Raw genomic sequence first — 19,371 nt, forward strand, 5'->3', positions numbered from 1 at the left:
CAGGTGTGTTAAATAAATACCCAATGTGGAAGAACATCATGGTGATGCTAGTCATCGCCATTGGTGCTTTTTACGCAACTCCAAACCTATTTGGTGAGGATCATGCAGTACAAGTCGTAGCGACTCGTGGTGCAGAAGTGACAACTTCAACTCTATCGACAGTAAACGGATTACTTGAAAGTAAAGGCATTGCGGTAAAGCGCTCTGAGCTCGAAGATGGGCAATTACTTGTCCGTGTTCAAAATTCTGAGCAGCAATTGCTTGCTAAAGAAGCCATTGCTGATTCATTAGGTGATAAATATACCGTTGCATTAAACCTAGCTCCGGCGACACCTGAGTGGCTTGAAGCTCTTGGTGGATCACCAATGAAGTTTGGTTTGGATTTACGCGGCGGTGTTCACTTCTTAATGGAAGTGGATATGGGCGAAGCTATTCGTAAGATGGAAGAAGCCAAAATTGCTGATTTTAGAAGCCAATTGCGTGAAGAGAAAATTCGTTACGCAGGTGTTCGTAAAACTGCAAAAGGCCTTGAGATTAAATTCCGTGATGCTGAAAACTTAGCCAAAGCAGAACGCTTCTTAAAGTCTCGCAATAATAATGAAATGGTATTTAATGATGGTAGCAGCGGTGAAAACTTTGCCCTGTATGCCACCATGAGTGATAGCTACCTTAGTCAAATTAAGGAAGAAGCACTACAGCAAAACATGACGACTATTCGTAATCGTGTTAACGAACTGGGTGTTGCTGAGCCGGTAGTACAGCGTCAAGGCGCTGAACGTATTATTGTTGAACTGCCAGGTGTACAAGACACTGCGCGTGCAAAAGAAATTTTAGGTGCTACAGCATCAATTGAATTTCGCATGGTTGATCAAAACACTGATCAAAGCGCAGCAGCAAATGGCCGCGTACCTGCGACCTCAGAGGTATTTCCTCGTCGTTCAGGTGGCATTGCGGTGCTGAAAAAAGAAGTGATGTTAACTGGTGATCATATTACCGGTGCCCAACCTTCTTTTGATGAATATAGTCGCCCACAAGTATCGATTAACTTAGATGCTAAAGGTGGCAACATCTTCTCTAACGTCACTAAAGACAACATTGGTAACCCAATGGCGACTTTATTTATTGAGTATAAGGATAGCGGTATTCGCAATCCTGATGGCTCAGTGAAAATGACTAAAATTGAAGAAGTTATTTCAGTTGCTACCATTCAAGCTCGTCTAGGCCGAAATTTCGTTATTAACGGTCTTGATCATTCTGAAGCACAAAGCTTAGCGTTATTACTTCGTGCAGGTGCGCTTATTGCGCCAGTGACGATTGTAGAAGAACGTACTATTGGTCCAAGCCTTGGTGCACAAAATGTTGAAAATGGTATCCAAGCAATGATTTGGGGCTTGGCAGTTGTTTTAGTCTTTATGCTTATCTATTACCGTGCATTTGGTGTTATCGCAAACTTAGCACTTACCGCTAACTTAGTGATGGTTGTTGGCGTGATGTCAATGATCCCAGGTGCCGTATTAACCCTGCCTGGTATTGCCGGTATGGTATTGACCGTTGGTATGGCAGTAGATGGTAACGTGCTGATTTACGAACGTATCCGTGAAGAGTTACTTGCTGGACGCAGTGTTCAACAAGCGATTCATGAAGGTTACGCCAATGCATTTTCAACCATTGCTGATGCAAACATTACCACCTTTATGACGGCATTAATTTTATTTGCTGTGGGTACGGGCGCGGTTAAAGGTTTCGCAATTACTCTGATGATTGGTATTGCAACGTCAATGTTTACTTCTATCGTGGGAACGCGCGTTATCGTGAATCTCATGTGGGGTGGTAAACGCGTTAAGAAACTATCAATTTAAGGAGTTGACCATGTTACAAATATTTTCAGTAAAGAAAACGATCAACTTTCTAAAACATGCAATGCCAATCAGTGTTTTATCAATGATTTTGGTGGTAGCTTCTTTTGTGTCATTAGGCACAAAAGGCATCAACTGGGGTCTTGATTTTACTGGTGGTACGGTTGTTGAGTTAGAGTTTTCAAAACCAGTAGACTTATTAGAGCTACGTGCTGAATACAGTACTGATGGCGCTGACGGAGCAGTAGTGCAAAATTTCGGTTCAAGCCGAGATATCTTAGTACGTTTACCTGTTCGTGATGATCTAAAAAGTGATGATCAAGTCGCTGCGATTGTGCACGGTGCTCAAGTTATTGATGCCAACGTTATTCAAAAGCGTGTTGAATTTGTTGGCCCTCAAGTGGGGAAAGAGTTAGCAGAGCAAGGCGGCTTAGCCGTGATTGTGGCGTTAATTTGTATTCTCATTTACGTATCATTCCGCTTCGAATGGCGTTTAGCAATGGGCTCTGTTGCCGCACTTGCTCACGATGTCATCGTCACCTTAGGCATTTTCTCTATTTTACAATTAGAGTTTGATTTAACGGTATTAGCAGGTTTGCTTACGGTAGTGGGTTACTCGTTGAACGATACCATCGTAGTCTATGACCGTATCCGCGAGAACTTCTTGAAGATGCGTAAAGGCGGTCCTGATGAAGTGGTTAATACGTCTATCACGCAGACAATGAGCCGTACTATTATTACTACAGGTACTACCTTAGTGGTGGTGATTGCGCTATTCCTTAAGGGCGGTAGTATGATCCATGGTTTCGCAACGGCGCTACTGTGTGGTATTTTTGTTGGTACTTACTCATCTATTTACGTGGCAAGTTACTTAGCCATTAAATTGGGTATTTGTCGCGAGCATATGATGCCAGTTGAGATTGAGAAAGAAGGTGCTGATCAACCTTCAATGATGCCTTAATCTTAAGCCGCAACACAAAAAAGCCACTCAATCGAGTGGCTTTATTATTGGAATGTATTTCTTAAATTTAATTACTGATGTTTAAGCTGCTTGCAGGGATAACTTGCAGGGATAACTTGCTGGGATAACAAGTGCCTATAAACTTCAGCTTTAATGGATGCAATGAACTGGCTGTTAGTCGGGTGATGAATATCCAATGCAACCCAGCCATCAGTGGACATTTGTTCTAACTGAGTAAATTTAGTGCCTGAAATAGTGTCAGCATCCCACTGCCCAGTAGCTTTAATTATGCCAACCGAAGAGTGTAAGCGGCTAATAGAAAACCCCATCATATTTGGCTTAATTCCATTTGGTACTCAGCTTGGCCTTTTTCACCAGAAGTAAATGCGCCTTTACCAGCAATGTTAATCAACTCGCCTTGGCCAGAATTTGGCACGATAATGAAGTCACTGCTGGCGACACCACTTTCAAACTTACCATTGTGTTGCAATACAAAGCTGCCGGACTTGCCATTAATGCTGACTTCCACGTTTTCAAAACCACAAAACACTGCTTTGCCATCTGCGGTATAACACATGATATATTTGGGCTGGCTGACACCTTCAAGATCGCCTGAGTACATTTGGCTAATACTTGCTGAGGTTTGCTTAGCACCATCAGGGTGTTCTATATCTGTGGCTTCATCCCAATTTGTAATTTGAAATACACCGGATATTTGCAGATTCATATGATTCTCCTTTAAAGGCTATCAAGAGCATATAATGAGTATAAAGTTTAATCAATGCTCGACAGCAAGAACCATTTACAAGTACGATGATTAAAAATTTGCCATCAGAGCAATGCAGTAGGAATAATAATGGACAATAGAAAAGTACTCTTAACGGGCGGTAATTTACTCCAAGCGCATACTTGGAAAGGGCTGCTTGAAACAAATGGCATATTGGTAGAATTGACCGGTGAAGCTTTACTCGGTGGTGTTGGTGAGTTACCCACTGAAATGCAAACTGTGGATATCTGGGTTTGTCAAAATCAACTCGAGCAAGCTAAAACGCTGTTAGAGTCTCATAATATGGACTGTCCGCAATGGCAATGCCTTCAATGTCATGAGATGAATGAAGGCAGTTTTGAACTGTGCTGGCAATGCAGCTCGCCACAAAGTACCACCCACAACTAACATTGACCTTTTACCGCTGTAAAAGTCTTAAGATTGAATCATTATTATTGATACTAAATAAGACGATGACAATGGCACTATTAACTGGTTATAGTTGATTATCTTAATTATTTTGCGAGTGCTCGATGCAGTATTTTCCATTATTTGTGGATACCAATAATTTACAGGTATTAATTATCGGTGCAGGGGAAGTGGCCACTAGAAAGCTTGATTTGCTGTCACGCACCGAAGCTGACATTACTGTTATTGCCCCGGATATCGCTCAAGAAATTCAAAGCTATCATCAAAAAGGGCGAATTCGATTACATAGGCGCGTTATTGAAGCAGCTGATATTGCTGATTATGATGTGATCTACATGGCCACAGCCAATGAACAACTCAATAAAGACTATGCCGTTTTAGCCACCCAAAAAGGCATTTGGGTCAATGTGGTTGATAATCCCAGTTTTTGCCGCTTTATAACACCTTCCATCGTCGACAGAGGTCGCTTAGTCGTTGCCATCAGTACCGCTGGCGCCGCGCCAGTGTTTGCTCGCACTATTCGTTCCCGACTTGAAACGCTATTGCCCCAGTCATTGAGCCCTCTATTTGATTTTGTTGCGTCAAAGCGCACTGAAGTGCAGCAAAAAATCAGTTCTGGTAAAGATAGACGTTTATTTTGGGAGCGATTCTTTAAACTAAACAGTGATCGTTTTGATAGTGTGACAGAAGCTCATTATCAAGATGCATTTAGCAGTTTAGCTGCCGATGGCGAAATATTATTGTTAGATGAAAACGATAACGCGGCCTTATTGCCTATTGCCGCTATGCCATTATTGCAGAAAATTGAAGTAATTTATCGGGACAGTCCGCTGACTGAAAATGGCGTTAGTACCGATATTAATGAACTTATAAGACGTGATGCTAGCCGCGAAGCTGTCCCTAATTTCAGTGAAATTGCAGCAAAATATCACCATGGCGAGCGCATGCTATTGGTGCTAGACACTGAAAAGTTAAAAAAATTTAAAGCACATTTCCCCATGGCGAAGCATCTTCAACCTGGGGCTTTATAGTCATTTTTGTGGGGATATTTACTGCCTAGCTTAATGGTAAATTGACTGAGCTAAAAACATATTCTAAACCGAGTTTCATACTTGTGCTAAACAGGTTAGACTCGGTTTTTTTATTTGTATGGAACTCCCATGGCGCCTAAAGCTACCGTCTATAAAGCAACAATTCAAATCGCTGATATGGATAGACATTACTATGCCGATCATCAACTTACCATTGCCCAGCATCCTTCAGAAACGGATAGCCGCATGATGGTGAGAATTTTAGCGTTTATTATGAATGCGTCGGACTCGCTGCAATTTAGCAAAGGGCTTTGTGTTGAAGATGAACCTGAGCTATGGGAAAAAAGCTTATCTGATGAAATCAATTTATGGATTGAATTTGGCCAAGCTGATGAGAAGTGGCTGCGTAAAGCTTGTGGTCGGTCAAAGCAGGTTCAGTTAATCACCTACAGTGGTCGCAGTGTGCCTATTTGGTGGAAGCAAAATGAACAAGCACTGCAACGCTATAAAAACTTAAGTGTATTTAATATAGCTGAAGAAAGTGTTGCAGCAATGGAAGTGTTTGTTAACCGCAACATGAAATTGCAGGTGAGTATTACTGATGGCGAAATTTGGTTGTCTGATGAAGCCAATAGCCTGATGGTTCAACCTGAGCGTTTAAAGTAAGGTCAACCAAAGAGCTTATAATTGTTTTAAACCTTTAAATTATACATTTTGCACTATAATTTACAGGTTAACCTGTCTAAATTAAGCCGTCGTATACCACTATCAAGTTTGCCTATGCCAAAACCTGATAGTGGCAAATTAAACTATGAAGTCATTGCAAGTGATTATAATTTAGAAGCTTTAATTGTAATAAGCTTGATAACTTCCCTCAGTTAGACTCGATAACACCCAGAAATATCGGTTGTTTTGTCAAAAAAGGAAGTTTTTAATGAAAACACTAAATTTATATTCAGTTGACAAAGTCGATGAGCTTGCCCGCCCTGAAGTGTCTGAGCATATCAATATTTATTCAGCCGCCGCTGCGGTGTTTACTGATTTTAGCCAGCTAAAACCTTTTGTAATTGAAATGAATACCGCTGCGGTAGACGTTGAACATTTAATGAAACAATCCCATGTCAGGTTAAAAATTGTCATTGATCAACAAGGGCATTTTATGGGGCTGGTGAGTTTACAAATGCTTCATAGCCAAGAAATGCTTAAGCAGGTCGCCGCAGGTTTTTCGCGAGATCAACTTTTATTGAGTGACTTTATGTTGCCAAAAAATAAGCTAAAAGCCATTGATTATGTGGAACTGGTTAAAGCGCGAATTATTGATGTCATTGAAACGCTGAAGCATTCCCAGCATCAGCACTGCTTAGTGGTTGACGAACGAGCCCACGTTATTCGTGGCTTAATTTCGGCTAATGATATTGTGCGAACCTTAAAACTCCCCATTGATGTGAATTTAAATCCCAGCTTTATGGAGATTGCCGATAATGTCGAAAAACTGAAAGCCGCGAGTTAACCGCACTCAACGTCGATTAATCAAGGTCAATTAATCAAGGTCAATTTATCAAGGTCAATTTATCAAGCTTGATGTGTTGTTTTTATATCAGTAAAACAATAATGTGTAATGATTAAGCATGATATTTACACGGAGCAAGGATGCAGATCAGAAAAGCACAGCGGCATGATGCCACAGTGGCATTTGATATTCGAAACCAAGCAATACTAAGCCAATGCAAAGGGCATTATGATGACGCAATGCTGGTAGCTTGGACGGATGGTGAGCTGCCAATAACATTTGTCGATGCATTTTCGGAGCATGGCTATGTTGCTGTGGTCAATGATGCAGTGGTAGGTGTTGGCATGATTGACGTTAACCATGATGCCGGCAAAAGTTTCGCTGTTGCTACTGGCATGGTCGATGGGATGTTTGTGCACCCCAGTGCTTTTGGTCAAGGTGTTGGCAGGGCGATGTTACAACAACTCGAAACCGTCGCAATTGAAGCAGGCTGTAAAAAATTAATATTGGATGCTTCTTTAAATGCAGCTGATTTTTATCGCGCTTGTGGTTTTAAAGGTGACAAGCATTCAATTTACCATTCCCCAAGAGGCCTTGAACTTGCTTGTATACCAATGGAAAAGTTAATCATTAAATGAGCTAATTAATCATCAGTTGGCAGATTTTACCCATTAAAAAAGGGCTTCAATAGAAGCCCTTTTAATTGGGTGACTAACGATTAATCTACGATACGCAGTAATTCGTTAATACCCACTTTTCCGCGCGTTTTCGCATCAACCTTTTTAACGATAATAGCAGCATATAAGCTGTAAGTGCCGCACTTAGAAGGTAAGTTACCAGAAACAACAACAGAGCCTGCAGGTACACGCCCGTAATGTACTTCACCTGTTTCACGGTCAAAAATACGTGTGCTTTGGCCTATGTATACGCCCATTGAAATAACACTGCCTTCTTCAACAACTACGCCTTCAACGATTTCGCTGCGCGCGCCAATGAAACAGTTATCTTCAATGATAGTAGGACCTGCTTGTAGTGGCTCTAGAACGCCACCAATGCCCACTCCGCCAGATAAATGTACGTTCTTACCAATTTGTGCACAAGAACCCACAGTCGCCCATGTATCGACCATAGTACCTTCGTCAACGAATGCACCTAGGTTGACATAAGAAGGCATTAATACGGTATTTTTACCGATAAATGAGCCTTTACGAACCGTTGCAGGTGGTACAACACGAATTGCTTCTTCTTTGAAACGTTCAGCTGTGTAGTCAGCAAACTTCTGCGGCACTTTATCAAAGTACTTGGTATCACCACCGTCGATAACTTGATTATCAAAGATACGGAAAGAAAGCAGTACCGCTTTCTTTAACCACTGGTGTACATGCCATTCGCCATCAATCTTTTCTGCTACGCGAGCCTGACCTTTGTCTAGCATGCTAATAACAGTTTCGATATCTGCACGAACACTTGGCTCTACCGTGCTAGGTGTGATGTCCTGACGAGCCTCAAATGCAGCTTCTATGCGTTGGCGTAATGCCTCCATTACTTTCTCCCGATTAGTTTATTGTGGTAAAGGTGTTGAAAGCGCTCCTAAGAGGGCTTCAGATAGTTGCGCTTGTTGCGTTTCATTGAGCTCGCTGCCGGCATTATTTTGTAAGATAAAGAAATCTTCGGCGCGCTCTCCAATGGTGGTAATTTTAGCTGATAATAAGGTGATATCGCAGCGATGCAGCACTTCTCCGACGCTGGCTAATAAGCCCGGGAAGTCTAATGCGATTAGTTCCATCATACTTGTATCATGGTTAGTCCCAGGTAGGAAACTTACTTGGGTACGAACATTAAAAGGTTTCATGATCCGTGACAGCTTTCTAAATTTTGACGGTTTAGGTTTTTGTGCTGCTAACGCCTTCTCAAGTGACTTTTTAATCGACTGAATGCGAGAAAGTTGGCTGATTGGTTCGCCATCTTGCTCTAGGATAACGAATGTATCTAAGGCGTAATCATCATTTGATGTCATAACGTTAGCATCATGAACATTAATGTTTTTATTGTCTAACACCGCCATAACAGTGGCAAATAACTTGGGTTTATCTTTGGCGTAAACAAACAGCTCGCTGCCACCACGGGTCGTATGCTTTGAAATAAGCACCAATGGTTTTTGCTTGTCGTGTTTCAACAAGGCTTCTGTATGCCATGAAACCTGATTAGGTTGATGACGTAAAAAGTAATCGTCTTTAAACCTTAGCCATAACGCATCAATATTTTTTTGTTTTACGCCACGTCGTAGCAGCTCTTTTTGCGCTTTTTGTTTGGTTTCTTGGACTCGCTCAGCCACATCAATAGGCTTTTCTTTGCCTCTGGCTAACACGCGCTGAGTTGAAAAATATAAATCCCGCAGTAACGAGCCTTTCCAATTATTCCATGCTTTGTGGTTTGTCGCGCAAATATCGGCCACAGTTAAGCAATATAAATAACTTAAATGCACCGCATCTTGGACTCTATCTGCAAAAAAGGCCACCACATCAGGATCTGAAATATCACGGCGCTGTGCGGTGACTGACATCACTAAATGGTTTTCAACCAACCAAGCCACTAAACGGCCGTCATGATCGTTTAATCCATGAAGCTTACAAAAATCCAGCGCGTCTTTAGAGCCTAACTTACTATGATCGCCGCCTCGTCCTTTAGCAATGTCATGGAATATAGCGCCTAAAACTAATAAGCCTTTTTTAGGCAACTGATTAATTAAAATCGCGCCTAAGGGGAATTCATCTATCTGCTCAGTTTGCGAAAAGCGGTCAATGTTGAGCAGTAAGCGGTGAGTGTGCTCATCAACCGTGTACGCATGAAATAAATCAAACTGCATTTGACCTTCGATGTTACGCCATGCGGGTAAGTATGAAGATAATATGCCGTGTTTATGCATCAAGGATAAAGCTGTTATGCCACGAGGGTGCTTTAAAATACTCATTAAGCATTTTCTGCACTCTGGGTTATCTTGTAGTGGCCCCTTAAGGCCACGTCGTGCTTTACGTAAAAGCCGCAGCGTTGGGGCATAAATGCGTTGGATATTAGAATTTTTGGCCACTAACAAAAATAAATTAATAATTTGTTCAGGTTGTTGCTCAAACAGTTGATTATCGAGCACTTCAATGAAGTGACCACGGCGCTGATAGTTTTCATTGATTGGCTGAATGGTTAACGGTGCAGTTTGATGCAAGGTTGCACGCTTAAATAACTGAAGCAACATCTCATTTAATTCCATTACCCGTCTTACTGTGCGGTAATAGCGTTTCATCATTTGCTCGACCGCGAGCTGAGTCCCATCCTCATAACCCATTGCTGCGGCAACTTGTCTTTGTAAGTCAAACAGCAGCCTATTTTCATCTCTGCCAGCAATCATGTGCAGTGAAAAACGCAGTTGCCAGAGAAAATCCTGACATTCCAGTAACTCGGTTAATTCAATGGGCTCAAGAAAGTCGTAGCCGACTAATTCTTGTAATGACGCGGCGTCAAAGTGGCGCATAGCCACCCATGCTATAGTTTGAATATCGCGTAAGCCACCGGGACATGACTTGATATTGGGTTCTAAATCAAAGGCATTGGCTTTAGCATGTCGATATTGCTGTTCTTGTTTTTTTGCAAGAAAGAATGTGTCAGAAGGCCAAAAATCATGTTCACGAATCGCGTCATATAATTGATCAAATAAGCTTTCGTCACCTGATAACAATCTAGCTTCAAGCAGGTTAGTAGCAGTGCTGATATCGCTAAGGCCAAGCTCAAGGGTTTGCTCAATGGTGCGCACACTGTGACCGATCTCTAAGCCAGAATCCCAAAGGTAAGTGATAAATTGGCTGATAAGCTCTTGGGCTTGCAGGTTCTTGGCTTCGGTTTGGGTCAGGATCAGTAAATCAATATCAGAGTGGGGGTGTAATTCACCGCGGCCGTATCCACCCACCGCAATGAGCGCAATCGTCTGATCATTAGTATAAAACGATTGCCAAGCTTGTTTTAATAGCTCATCAACAAATACACATCGCTCTTTGACGAGTTCAGTTATTGGCTGCTTTTGAGCAAATTGCGCCAATAAGCGCTGGTTTAGATCGACTAGGGTGTTTTTAGCTACCAGCGCAGTGTTCATTGACGTCCTTTTTACCTAAAAATTAAAGCGTTCTTGGGAATTCTTCTTCATTACGTAGTGTGAGTACTTCGACTCCGGTTTTAGTCACTAGCAATGTGTGTTCCCATTGTGCTGATTTTTTACCATCTGAAGTGGTCACTGTCCAGTTATCTTCTTTATCTAAAACCGTTGTGTAGCGTCCAGCATTAATCATTGGCTCGATTGTGAAACACATGCCTTCTTTTAAAACCGTTTTGTCGTTGTTTTTATAATGGACCACTTGTGGCTCTTCGTGAAAGCCTTCACCGATGCCGTGACCACAATAATCTTGCACGATTGAGTATTTGTCTAAACCAGATTTACTGGCTTTAATGAACTTTTCGATAGCAGTGCCAATTTCACCTAACTTAGCACCCGGCTTGACTTTCTTAATGGCTAAATAAAGGCTTTCTTGAGCAATACGAACTAGACGTTTGTCTTTAGGGCTAACATCACCAATTAAAAACATTTTAGAGGTGTCGCCATGAAAGCCATCTTTGATCACTGTGATATCGATATTGAGCACGTCACCGTCTTTTAATATGTAAGGGCCAGGAATACCATGACACACGACTTCATTTACCGAAGTACAGATTGATTTTGGAAAGCCGTGATAGTTCAGCGGTGCAGAGATAGCTCCATGTTCTTCAGTGTATTTAGCACAGATTTCATTCAACTCATCTGTCGTTACTCCCACTTTTACATGTGGGGCTATCATTTCTAACACGTCAGCGGCTAATTTACCTGCTACACGCATTTTTTCGATTTGTTCTGCTGTCTTGATAACTATGCTCATGAATTTTCTCTTACCGTTGTCGCTGTCAAAAAAGCGCATTTAAAATGTGGCAAAATTTGTACTTTTTACCCAGTTATGATATAAAGCGCGCCGTTATGTATAAGTCTTAACGAAACATAAAAGTGAACTAAGCATCAAAGCTTTCTTCACTTATTGCTTCACTAAGAGTAAAATATGGCGGCCATTATACATGTTATAGATGGCAATTTAACTAAATACTAAATCACACACGTATCGACACATTCTTCGGGGTGCTCTTAGTCTATTTTAGGCAAGGGTCGAAGGTATGGGATCCGTGGAGGTCTAACCCCCAAATTAAGGTATATAAAATGACTACTGTTTCAATGCGCGACATGCTTCAAGCTGGTGTTCACTTCGGTCACCAAACTCGTTACTGGAATCCTAAGATGAAGCCTTTCATCTTCGGTGCACGTAATGGTGTTCATATCATCAACCTTGAGCACACTGTACCAATGTTCAACGAAGCTTTAGCTTTCATTAGCAATGTTGCTTCTAAGAAAGGTAAAGTTCTTTTTGTTGGTACTAAGCGCGCTGCTGGCGAAGCTATCAAAGAAGCTGCAATCTCTTGTGACCAGTACTACGTTGATCACCGCTGGTTAGGCGGTATGTTGACTAACTGGAAAACTGTTCGTCAGTCAATCAAACGTCTTAAAGAGCTAGAAAGCCAGTCTGTTGACGGTACTTTCGACAAGCTTACTAAGAAAGAAGCGTTAATGCGTACTCGCGAGCTAGAGAAGTTAGAAAAATCTCTTGGTGGTATCAAAAACATGGGCGGCTTACCTGACGTATTATTCGTTATCGGTGCTGACCACGAGCATATCGCTATTAAAGAAGCTAACAACTTAGGTATCCCAGTTGTTGCTGTTGTTGATACTAACTCTGCTCCAGATGGCGTTAACTACATCGTTCCTGGTAACGATGATGCTATGCGTTCTATCCGTTTGTACACTTCTTCTGTTGCTGCAGCTGCTAACTCAGGCCGTGGTCAAGATTTAGCTGTTCAAGCTGAGCAAGACGGTTTCGTAGAAACTGTTTAATAAGGTTGATGGTTACCATCTCCCTTATTTGCCAATAATTAATTGGTGAACAGGGGCCTTTAGGCCCCTGTTTTATAGATGAAATATTAAACGAATCAAATTTGAGGACTTAACAATGGCAATTACTGCTGCCCAAGTTAAAGAACTTCGTGACCGCACTGGCGCTGGCATGATGGACTGTAAAAAAGCATTGACTGAAACTAACGGTGATATCGAGCTAGCGATTGATAACATGCGTAAGAGCGGTGCTGCAAAAGCTGCTAAAAAAGCAGGTAACATTGCTGCTGAAGGTACAATTCTAATCAAGCAAGCTGAAGGCTACACAGCATTATTAGAAGTTAACTGCCAAACAGATTTCGTTGCTAAAGACGGTAACTTCTTAGCATTTGCTAACGAAGTACTTGAAGTTGCTGCTGCATCTAAAGTAACAATCGAAGAGCTAAAAGCACAGTTTGAAGAAACTCGTGTTGCTTTAGTAGCTAAAATCGGTGAAAACATCAACGTTCGTCGTATCGAGTACATCGATGGCGCTACTCAAGCGACTTACCGTCACGGCGACCGTATCGGTGTTGTTGTAACGGGTGAAGCTGACGCTGAAACACTTAAGCACATCGCAATGCATGTTGCTGCTTCTAAGCCTGAATTCGTTAATCCAACTGACGTACCTGCTGATGTTGTTGCTCGTGAGCAAGCGCTTCAAGTAGAAATCGCGATGAACGAAGGTAAGCCTCAAGAAATCGCTGAGAAGATGGTTATTGGCCGTATGAAGAAGTTTACTGGTGAGATCTCTCTTACTGGTCAAGCTTACATCATGGAGCCTAAGAAAACTGTTGGCGATATTCTTAAAGAGAAAGGCGCAACAGTATCTAACTTCATTCGTTTAGAAGTGGGTGAAGGTATCGAGAAGAAAGAAGAAGATTTCGCTGCAGAAGTTGCTGCACAAATCGCCGCTACTAAAAAAGCGTAATTCAACATCTCTTCATACCCTAAAGCCGCAGCAACCGCTGCGGTTTTGTTATAATTAGGAAAAAGTTATGAGCACCAATCCAAAACCTGCATTTAGACGCGTTCTTTTAAAATTAAGTGGTGAAGCCTTGATGGGCGAAGAAGGCTTCGGTATTGACCCTAAAGTACTTGATCGTATGGCTCAAGAAGTCAAAGAACTGGTTGAGTTAGGTATTCAAGTTGGGGTTGTAATTGGTGGTGGTAATCTATTCCGTGGTGAAGGCTTAGCGCAAGCTGGTATGAATCGTGTTGTTGGCGATCATATGGGCATGTTAGCAACCGTAATGAACGGCCTTGCAATGCGTGATGCACTGCACCGTGCCTATGTAAATGCACGTTTGATGTCAGCCATTCCTTTAAAAGGTGTGTGTGATGACTACAACTGGGCTGAAGCAATCAGTTTATTAAAATCGGGTCGTGTTGTGATTTTTGCAGCGGGTACCGGTAATCCATTCTGTACAACCGATTCAGCAGCCTGCTTACGCGGCATTGAAATTGAAGCTGAAGTTGTACTTAAAGGCACTAAAGTTGATGGTGTTTATTCAGCTGATCCAATGAAGGATCCAGAAGCGGTTAAATACGACACCCTGTGCTTCAACGAAGTGTTAGAAAACGAATTTAAGGTAATGGACTTAGCAGCATTTACGCTAGCCCGTGACCACAACATGCCAATATTAGTATTCAACATGAATAAGCCAGGTGCATTGCGCCGTGTTATCATGGGTGAAGAAGAAGGCACGTATATTAGCGCTAAAAAATCAAGCTAAATCAGGCTTAGAAATTTAACTTGAACGGGTATCGACATAGGGCAACCCGTGTACCATTATCAAGGTGCCGTTCAGGTATTAAGTGTTTGTGACCAAAAGGATATTTAACGTGATTAATACAATTAAAGAAGATGCTCAAGAACGTATGAGCAAATGTGTTGAAGCAACTAAAAACCAAATGGCCAAAGTGCGTACCGGCCGTGCTCACCCAAGTTTACTTGATTCAATTCAGGTTTCTTACTACGGTTCTATGACACCACTTAAGCAAGTTGCTAATATTGGTATCGAAGACTCACGTACGCTAAATGTAACTGTATTTGATGCTACTATGGTGCAAGCTGTAGAAAAAGCGATTATGAGCTCTGATTTAGGCTTAAATCCAATGACTGCCGGCAACTCAATGCGTATTCCATTACCAGCATTGACTGAAGAGCGTCGTAAAGATTTCATCAAAGTGGTTCGTGGTGAAGCTGAAAATGGCCGTGTTGCAGTCCGTAACGTTCGCCGTGATGCTATCAGCGAAATTAAAAAGCTTGAGAAAGCAAAAGAGTGTACTGAAGATGATGTTCGCCGTAGCGAAGATGAAATTCAGAAGTTCACCGATGCTAGCATCAAGAATATTGATGGAATTTTAGCTGTTAAAGAAAAAGAATTGATGGAAGTCTAATTCTCCTCATAGCAAAGCTAGAGTTGAAGCGCCGTGTAAGGTTATACTACACGGCGTTTGTCTATTTGAAAGGGTTGTAATAGATGTCATCCACTGTTGGATTTGAGCCAGAAACACAATTAGATACCGATATTGATTCATCAGAGCAATTGCCTGGGCAATTATCTGATGTGGTTAAACAGTCGTTGCCTAAACATGTTGCCATCATTATGGATGGCAATGGCCGCTGGGCTCAGCAACAAGGTAAACCAAGAGTGTTCGGCCACAAGGCCGGTGTAAAGGCCGTGCGTCGGGCTGTCAGTGTGGCGAGCCAGTTACAAATCGAGTCGTTAACCTTGTTTGCTTTTTCCAGTGAAAATTGGCGTCGTCCTGATAAAGAAGTCAGTTTGCTGATGGAATTGTTTTTCACTGTATTACAGCGCGAAATCAAACTACTGCATAATAATCAAGTGCGTTTAAATATTATCGGTGATATCAGCCGCTTTTCTGCACGTTTACAAAAACAGATACATGAAGCACAACAAAAAACGGCAGGCAATACTGGTTTAGTGCTTAATGTTGCTGCTAACTATGGTGGCCGCTGGGATATTTTACAAGCGACACAAAAGTTAGCGGATAAAGTCGCCCAAGGTGATTTAGCATCCGATGAGTTAACTGAAGATTTATTAAATCAACAACTGTGCATGCACGGACAAAATGAAGTTGATTTGATGATCCGGACAGGCGGTGATTACCGCATCAGTAATTTTATTTTATGGCAGGCTGCATATGCGGAGTTAGTCTTTACTGACACCTTATGGCCAGATTTCAATGAGCAAGCGTTTAAAGATGCCCTTGCTGTATTTGCCAGTAGACAGCGCCGCTTTGGTTTGACAGGCAGTCAAATCGAAGAAATTCGCGCTATATAAAGAATTAAGAGGCTAAACTTTTGTTAAAACAAAGAATTATAACAGTATTATGGTTACTTCCTCTCGTTATAGGGGCCATTTTCTTTCTGCCTGCAGAGTATTTTGCTTGGGTTTTGGTGCCGGTATTCATGATCGGCGCAAAAGAGTGGGGCAGCTTTATTGACCCTGAGTGTAAAGTGACCCAGTGGACATTTACCGTCACAGTCACCGTTATTTTATTAGCGTTAAACTTTATCGTACCTGTGGATGCAATGTGGCTTAAAGGCCAATTACACCCTATTTTTGTCTCTATTATTGCTATTGGTGCTTTTTGGTGGTTTTTAAGCGCACTTTTAGTTATTTCATTTCCTAAAACTGACAGCATATGGAAAAACAGCCCAATGCTGAAGTCGATGTTTGGTCAGCTAACACTTATTCCCTGTTTTGTTGCCCTCATTACGCTCAAATCAATCAGCAGTAATGTTGACCCTTATTTTGGCGGCACCTTAGTCTTTTTAGTCATGTTAGTTGTTTGGGCCGCTGATACAGGTGCTTATTTTGCTGGTCGCGCATTTGGTAAGCATAAATTGATGCCCAATGTTAGCCCTAATAAAACCCTTGAAGGTTTGATTGGTGGCTTATTAGCAACCTTGGTCGTCGCATGTGGGGTGATGTATTACTCACCAGAACAAGAATTAGCTTTAGTGATTACCGTTACGCTGATAACCGCTTTAGCTTCAGCCTTTGGTGATTTATCTGAAAGCATGTTTAAACGTGCTGCTGATATAAAAGATTCAGGTACTATTTTACCAGGCCATGGTGGAGTACTCGATAGAATGGACAGTTTAACGGCTGCACTACCGATCTTCACTCTTATCTACATCGCATTCTGGATTTAATACAATGCAAAATATGGTCATTTTAGGCGCTACTGGCTCCATTGGGTCAAGTACGTTAAGTGTTATTAGCCAAAACCCACAGCAATATGCGGTTTATGGTCTCGTTGCCAATGCCAGCGTCGATAAAATGTTGTCATTATGTATCGAGCATAAACCAGTATATGCACATATGGTCGATGAATCTGCAGCTAAGGCGTTGCAGCAGCGTATACCTGCTAATATTGCCACTAAGGTGACAACAGGTGAGGATGCGTTATTAGGTCTTGTCACGGCTTCTGAAGTTGATACGGTTATGGCCGCGATTGTCGGCGCAGCAGGTCTTGTTTCAACCTTTGCCGCAGTTAAAGCGGGCAAACGGGTATTGCTGGCAAATAAAGAAGCCTTAGTCATGTCTGGCGAATTGTTTATGCAGGCTACAGTGCAAAGTGGCGCGACCCTACTGCCGGTCGATAGTGAGCATAATGCTATTTTTCAGTGCTTACCTGCCGATATTCAAGCCAACCTTGGGCACTGTGATTTAACCGCATCTGGTATTTCGCATATTTTACTGACAGGCTCTGGTGGCCCATTTTTAACCGCCGATTTAGCCGCGCTTCAATCCATGACGCCAGCACAAGCGTGTAATCACCCTAATTGGTCAATGGGACCTAAAATTTCAGTCGATTCAGCCACCATGATGAACAAGGGTCTTGAGTTTATTGAAGCGCGCTGGTTATTCAATACTAAGGCTGAGCAATTGAAAGTGGTTATTCACCCGCAAAGTGTGATTCACTCTATGGTGCAATATCGAGATGGTTCAGTGCTCGCACAAATGGGTAACCCAGATATGCGTACACCTATTGCCCATTGTATGTCTTTTCCTGAAAGAATTAACGCTGGAGTTGAACCTTTGGACTTTTTCAAAGTCCGAGAATTGAGCTTCTGTGAACCTGACTTCAATCGTTTCCCATGTTTAGGCTTAGCAATGCAGGCTTGTGAGCAAGGGCAAGAGGCGACAACAGTACTTAACGCCGCTAACGAAATTGCCGTAGCAGCCTTTTTAGCTGAACAAATCAAGTTCACTGACATCGCTAAAGTTAATGAAGCGTGTTTATTAAAAGTGCCGCAGTCGTCGTTATCGACGATTGAAGATATTGTACAGTTAGATGCACAAGCACGTGCTATTGCTCATGAAGCAATTAAATCAATTAACTAGTTCTTAGGAGAACAATGTTAGATTTTTTATGGAACCTAGGGTCATTTATTGTCGCATTAGGTATTTTGATTACAGTTCATGAATACGGACATTTTTGGGTTGCACGCCGTTGCGGCATAAAAGTCGAACGTTTTTCTATTGGCTTTGGTAAAGCCATTTGGCGCAAGGTTGGTAAAGACGGCACTGAGTACGTTGTGGCGATGATCCCGCTTGGCGGTTATGTCAAAATGCTTGATGAGCGAGTAGAAGAAGTCCCAGAGGAATTACTCGACCAAGCTTTTAATCGAAAAACCGTTTGGCAGCGTATTGCGGTTGTGGCAGCCGGGCCCATGGCCAACTTTTTGTTCGCCATTGTTGCCTTATACCTTATGTACATCATTGGCGTACCTTCTTTAAAGCCTGTTATTGATACCACCAAAGCCAATACTCCTGCGGCGCAGATAAGCATTAAAGAGCCAATGCAAATTTTATCGGTATCTGGTCAAAAAGTCAGAAACTGGGAAGAAGTTAATTTAGCGTTAGTGAGTCATATTGGCGGCGATTCGTTAGAGATCAGTCTTACACCGCTTAATGCGGCCGTCACAGATGCCCAGATTGGTCAATCCCATACGCTTGATATTAGCCAATGGACATTTGACCCCGATAAAGAATCGCCAATTAGTGCAATTGGTTTAGGTATTTATCGCCCAGCCATTGAACCTATAATAGCCTTGATCACCAAAGGTAGCGCGGCAGAATATGCTGGTATGCAGGTTGGCGATGAAATTACTGCCATCAATGGTAAACCATACCGCGATTGGAATGCGTTTGTAGATGTGATACAAAAGTCTGCCGATAAAACGGTGCAGTTAAAAATATTACGTGATAATCAAGCATTAACCCTTAATGTCACCCCGCAAGCACAAACCAATGCTGCAGGCCAAGTGATTGGCATGGTCGGGGTAAGTCCTACTCAAATTGATTGGCCGGAAAGTATGCGCTTCCAGCTTGAGTATGGCATAGTAGATTCCTTCACAGCAGCCGCTGATAAAACATGGCAACTGGTGGTTGTCAGCTTTAAGATGATTGGAAAACTGTTTACCGGCGATGTGTCGGTGAAAAACTTAAGTGGTCCTATTTCTATAGCTCAAGGTGCTGGTACCAGTGCAGACTATGGATTTGTGTACTTTCTTGGGTTTATCGCACTCATCAGTGTGAACTTAGGCATCATTAATTTAATGCCTTTGCCAGTGCTCGATGGGGGACACTTGCTGTATTACTTTATCGAAGTGATTACGGGTAAGCCTGTACCGGAGAAGGTACAGGACATAGGATTCAGGTTTGGCGCAGCGATGCTGTTATTGTTGATGAGTGTTGCACTCTTTAATGATTTTTCCAGACTCTGA

Annotated in this window: 20 protein-coding genes; 15 read left to right on the forward strand and 5 right to left on the reverse strand. The window is 42.1% G+C overall.

Features of this window, described 5'->3' with window-relative positions; genetic code table 11:
- Window positions 1–5: 5 nt before the first annotated feature.
- Both secD and secF read left to right on the forward strand, forming a co-directional pair.
- On the forward strand, window positions 6–1,859 hold the full coding sequence (gene secD / locus BCU57_RS02755) for a protein translocase subunit SecD (RefSeq protein ID WP_102439660.1): 1,854 nt from the start codon (window positions 6–8) through the stop codon (window positions 1,857–1,859).
- A gap of 10 nt (window positions 1,860–1,869) precedes the next feature.
- Window positions 1,870–2,817, forward strand: coding sequence for a protein translocase subunit SecF (gene secF / locus BCU57_RS02760; RefSeq protein ID WP_076542916.1), 948 nt, complete (start codon window positions 1,870–1,872; stop codon window positions 2,815–2,817).
- Window positions 2,818–2,888: 71 nt separating this feature from the next.
- Here secF and BCU57_RS02765 read toward each other — a convergent pair whose 3' ends face one another.
- Complete coding sequence (locus BCU57_RS02765) at window positions 2,889–3,149, reverse strand: hypothetical protein (RefSeq protein WP_102439659.1); 261 nt, start codon at window positions 3,147–3,149, stop codon at window positions 2,889–2,891.
- Window positions 3,146–3,544 (reverse strand): DUF3224 domain-containing protein, encoded by a 399-nt coding sequence (locus BCU57_RS02770; protein ID WP_102439658.1) that lies wholly within the window; start codon window positions 3,542–3,544, stop codon window positions 3,146–3,148. Before BCU57_RS02770 ends, BCU57_RS02765 begins: the two co-directional genes overlap by 4 nt.
- Window positions 3,545–3,673: 129 nt before the next feature.
- Between BCU57_RS02770 and BCU57_RS02775 the strand changes: the two genes are divergently transcribed.
- The 5 genes from BCU57_RS02775 to BCU57_RS02795 all read left to right on the forward strand — a co-directional run bounded on the left by BCU57_RS02775 (window position 3,674) and on the right by BCU57_RS02795 (window position 7,191).
- Entirely contained in the window at window positions 3,674–3,991 is a 318-nt protein-coding gene (locus BCU57_RS02775; protein ID WP_102439657.1) for a DUF2007 domain-containing protein, read from the forward strand.
- 125 nt (window positions 3,992–4,116) lie between these two features.
- Entirely contained in the window at window positions 4,117–5,043 is a 927-nt protein-coding gene (locus BCU57_RS02780; RefSeq protein WP_102439656.1) for a bifunctional precorrin-2 dehydrogenase/sirohydrochlorin ferrochelatase, read from the forward strand.
- Window positions 5,044–5,172: 129 nt separating this feature from the next.
- On the forward strand, window positions 5,173–5,709 hold the full coding sequence (locus BCU57_RS02785) for a YaeQ family protein (protein WP_102439655.1): 537 nt from the start codon (window positions 5,173–5,175) through the stop codon (window positions 5,707–5,709).
- Between the two features lie 268 nt (window positions 5,710–5,977).
- Window positions 5,978–6,553, forward strand: a complete 576-nt coding sequence (locus tag BCU57_RS02790) for a CBS domain-containing protein (protein WP_102439654.1) — start codon at window positions 5,978–5,980, stop codon at window positions 6,551–6,553.
- A 140-nt stretch (window positions 6,554–6,693) separates the two neighbouring features.
- Window positions 6,694–7,191 (forward strand): GNAT family N-acetyltransferase, encoded by a 498-nt coding sequence (locus BCU57_RS02795; RefSeq protein WP_102439653.1) that lies wholly within the window; start codon window positions 6,694–6,696, stop codon window positions 7,189–7,191.
- 80 nt (window positions 7,192–7,271) lie between these two features.
- On the opposite strand, the gene dapD is transcribed toward BCU57_RS02795, so the two are convergent.
- From dapD to map, 3 genes are read right to left on the reverse strand one after another with little or no spacing between them, the layout of a single operon-like run.
- A complete protein-coding gene (gene dapD, locus BCU57_RS02800; RefSeq protein ID WP_076542908.1) occupies window positions 7,272–8,096 on the reverse strand; it encodes a 2,3,4,5-tetrahydropyridine-2,6-dicarboxylate N-succinyltransferase in 825 nt (274 codons plus the stop codon).
- 18 nt (window positions 8,097–8,114) lie between these two features.
- A complete protein-coding gene (glnD, locus tag BCU57_RS02805) occupies window positions 8,115–10,694 on the reverse strand; it encodes a bifunctional uridylyltransferase/uridylyl-removing protein GlnD (protein ID WP_102439652.1) in 2,580 nt (859 codons plus the stop codon).
- A gap of 22 nt (window positions 10,695–10,716) precedes the next feature.
- The gene (map, locus tag BCU57_RS02810) at window positions 10,717–11,508 is read right to left on the reverse strand and encodes a type I methionyl aminopeptidase (RefSeq protein ID WP_076542906.1); all 792 of its coding nucleotides are present in this window, start codon (window positions 11,506–11,508) and stop codon (window positions 10,717–10,719) included.
- Window positions 11,509–11,837: 329 nt separating this feature from the next.
- Between map and rpsB the strand changes: the two genes are divergently transcribed.
- The 8 genes from rpsB (at window position 11,838) to rseP (ending at window position 19,371) form a co-directional block, all read left to right on the forward strand.
- Entirely contained in the window at window positions 11,838–12,566 is a 729-nt protein-coding gene (gene rpsB / locus BCU57_RS02815) for a 30S ribosomal protein S2 (RefSeq protein WP_076542905.1), read from the forward strand.
- A 115-nt stretch (window positions 12,567–12,681) separates the two neighbouring features.
- Window positions 12,682–13,533 carry a translation elongation factor Ts gene (gene tsf, locus BCU57_RS02820; RefSeq protein WP_076542904.1) on the forward strand — a complete coding sequence of 284 codons (852 nt, stop codon included), beginning with the start codon at window positions 12,682–12,684 and terminating at the stop codon, window positions 13,531–13,533.
- A gap of 67 nt (window positions 13,534–13,600) precedes the next feature.
- On the forward strand, window positions 13,601–14,338 hold the full coding sequence (gene pyrH, locus BCU57_RS02825; RefSeq protein ID WP_076542903.1) for a UMP kinase: 738 nt from the start codon (window positions 13,601–13,603) through the stop codon (window positions 14,336–14,338).
- Between the two features lie 109 nt (window positions 14,339–14,447).
- On the forward strand, window positions 14,448–15,005 hold the full coding sequence (gene frr / locus BCU57_RS02830) for a ribosome recycling factor (protein ID WP_076542902.1): 558 nt from the start codon (window positions 14,448–14,450) through the stop codon (window positions 15,003–15,005).
- Between the two features lie 83 nt (window positions 15,006–15,088).
- Window positions 15,089–15,913: an isoprenyl transferase gene (locus BCU57_RS02835; RefSeq protein WP_102439651.1), complete on the forward strand. Its 825-nt coding sequence runs from the start codon at window positions 15,089–15,091 to the stop codon at window positions 15,911–15,913.
- 20 nt (window positions 15,914–15,933) lie between these two features.
- Window positions 15,934–16,791 (forward strand): phosphatidate cytidylyltransferase, encoded by an 858-nt coding sequence (locus BCU57_RS02840; protein ID WP_102439650.1) that lies wholly within the window; start codon window positions 15,934–15,936, stop codon window positions 16,789–16,791.
- A gap of 4 nt (window positions 16,792–16,795) precedes the next feature.
- Entirely contained in the window at window positions 16,796–17,986 is a 1,191-nt protein-coding gene (gene ispC, locus BCU57_RS02845) for a 1-deoxy-D-xylulose-5-phosphate reductoisomerase (RefSeq protein ID WP_102439649.1), read from the forward strand.
- Between the two features lie 14 nt (window positions 17,987–18,000).
- Window positions 18,001–19,371 carry a sigma E protease regulator RseP gene (gene rseP / locus BCU57_RS02850; protein ID WP_102439648.1) on the forward strand — a complete coding sequence of 457 codons (1,371 nt, stop codon included), beginning with the start codon at window positions 18,001–18,003 and terminating at the stop codon, window positions 19,369–19,371.

Origin of the sequence: Shewanella sp. 10N.286.48.B5 (genome assembly GCF_002874355.2) — a bacterium.
Lineage (GTDB): Bacteria > Pseudomonadota > Gammaproteobacteria > Enterobacterales > Shewanellaceae > Shewanella.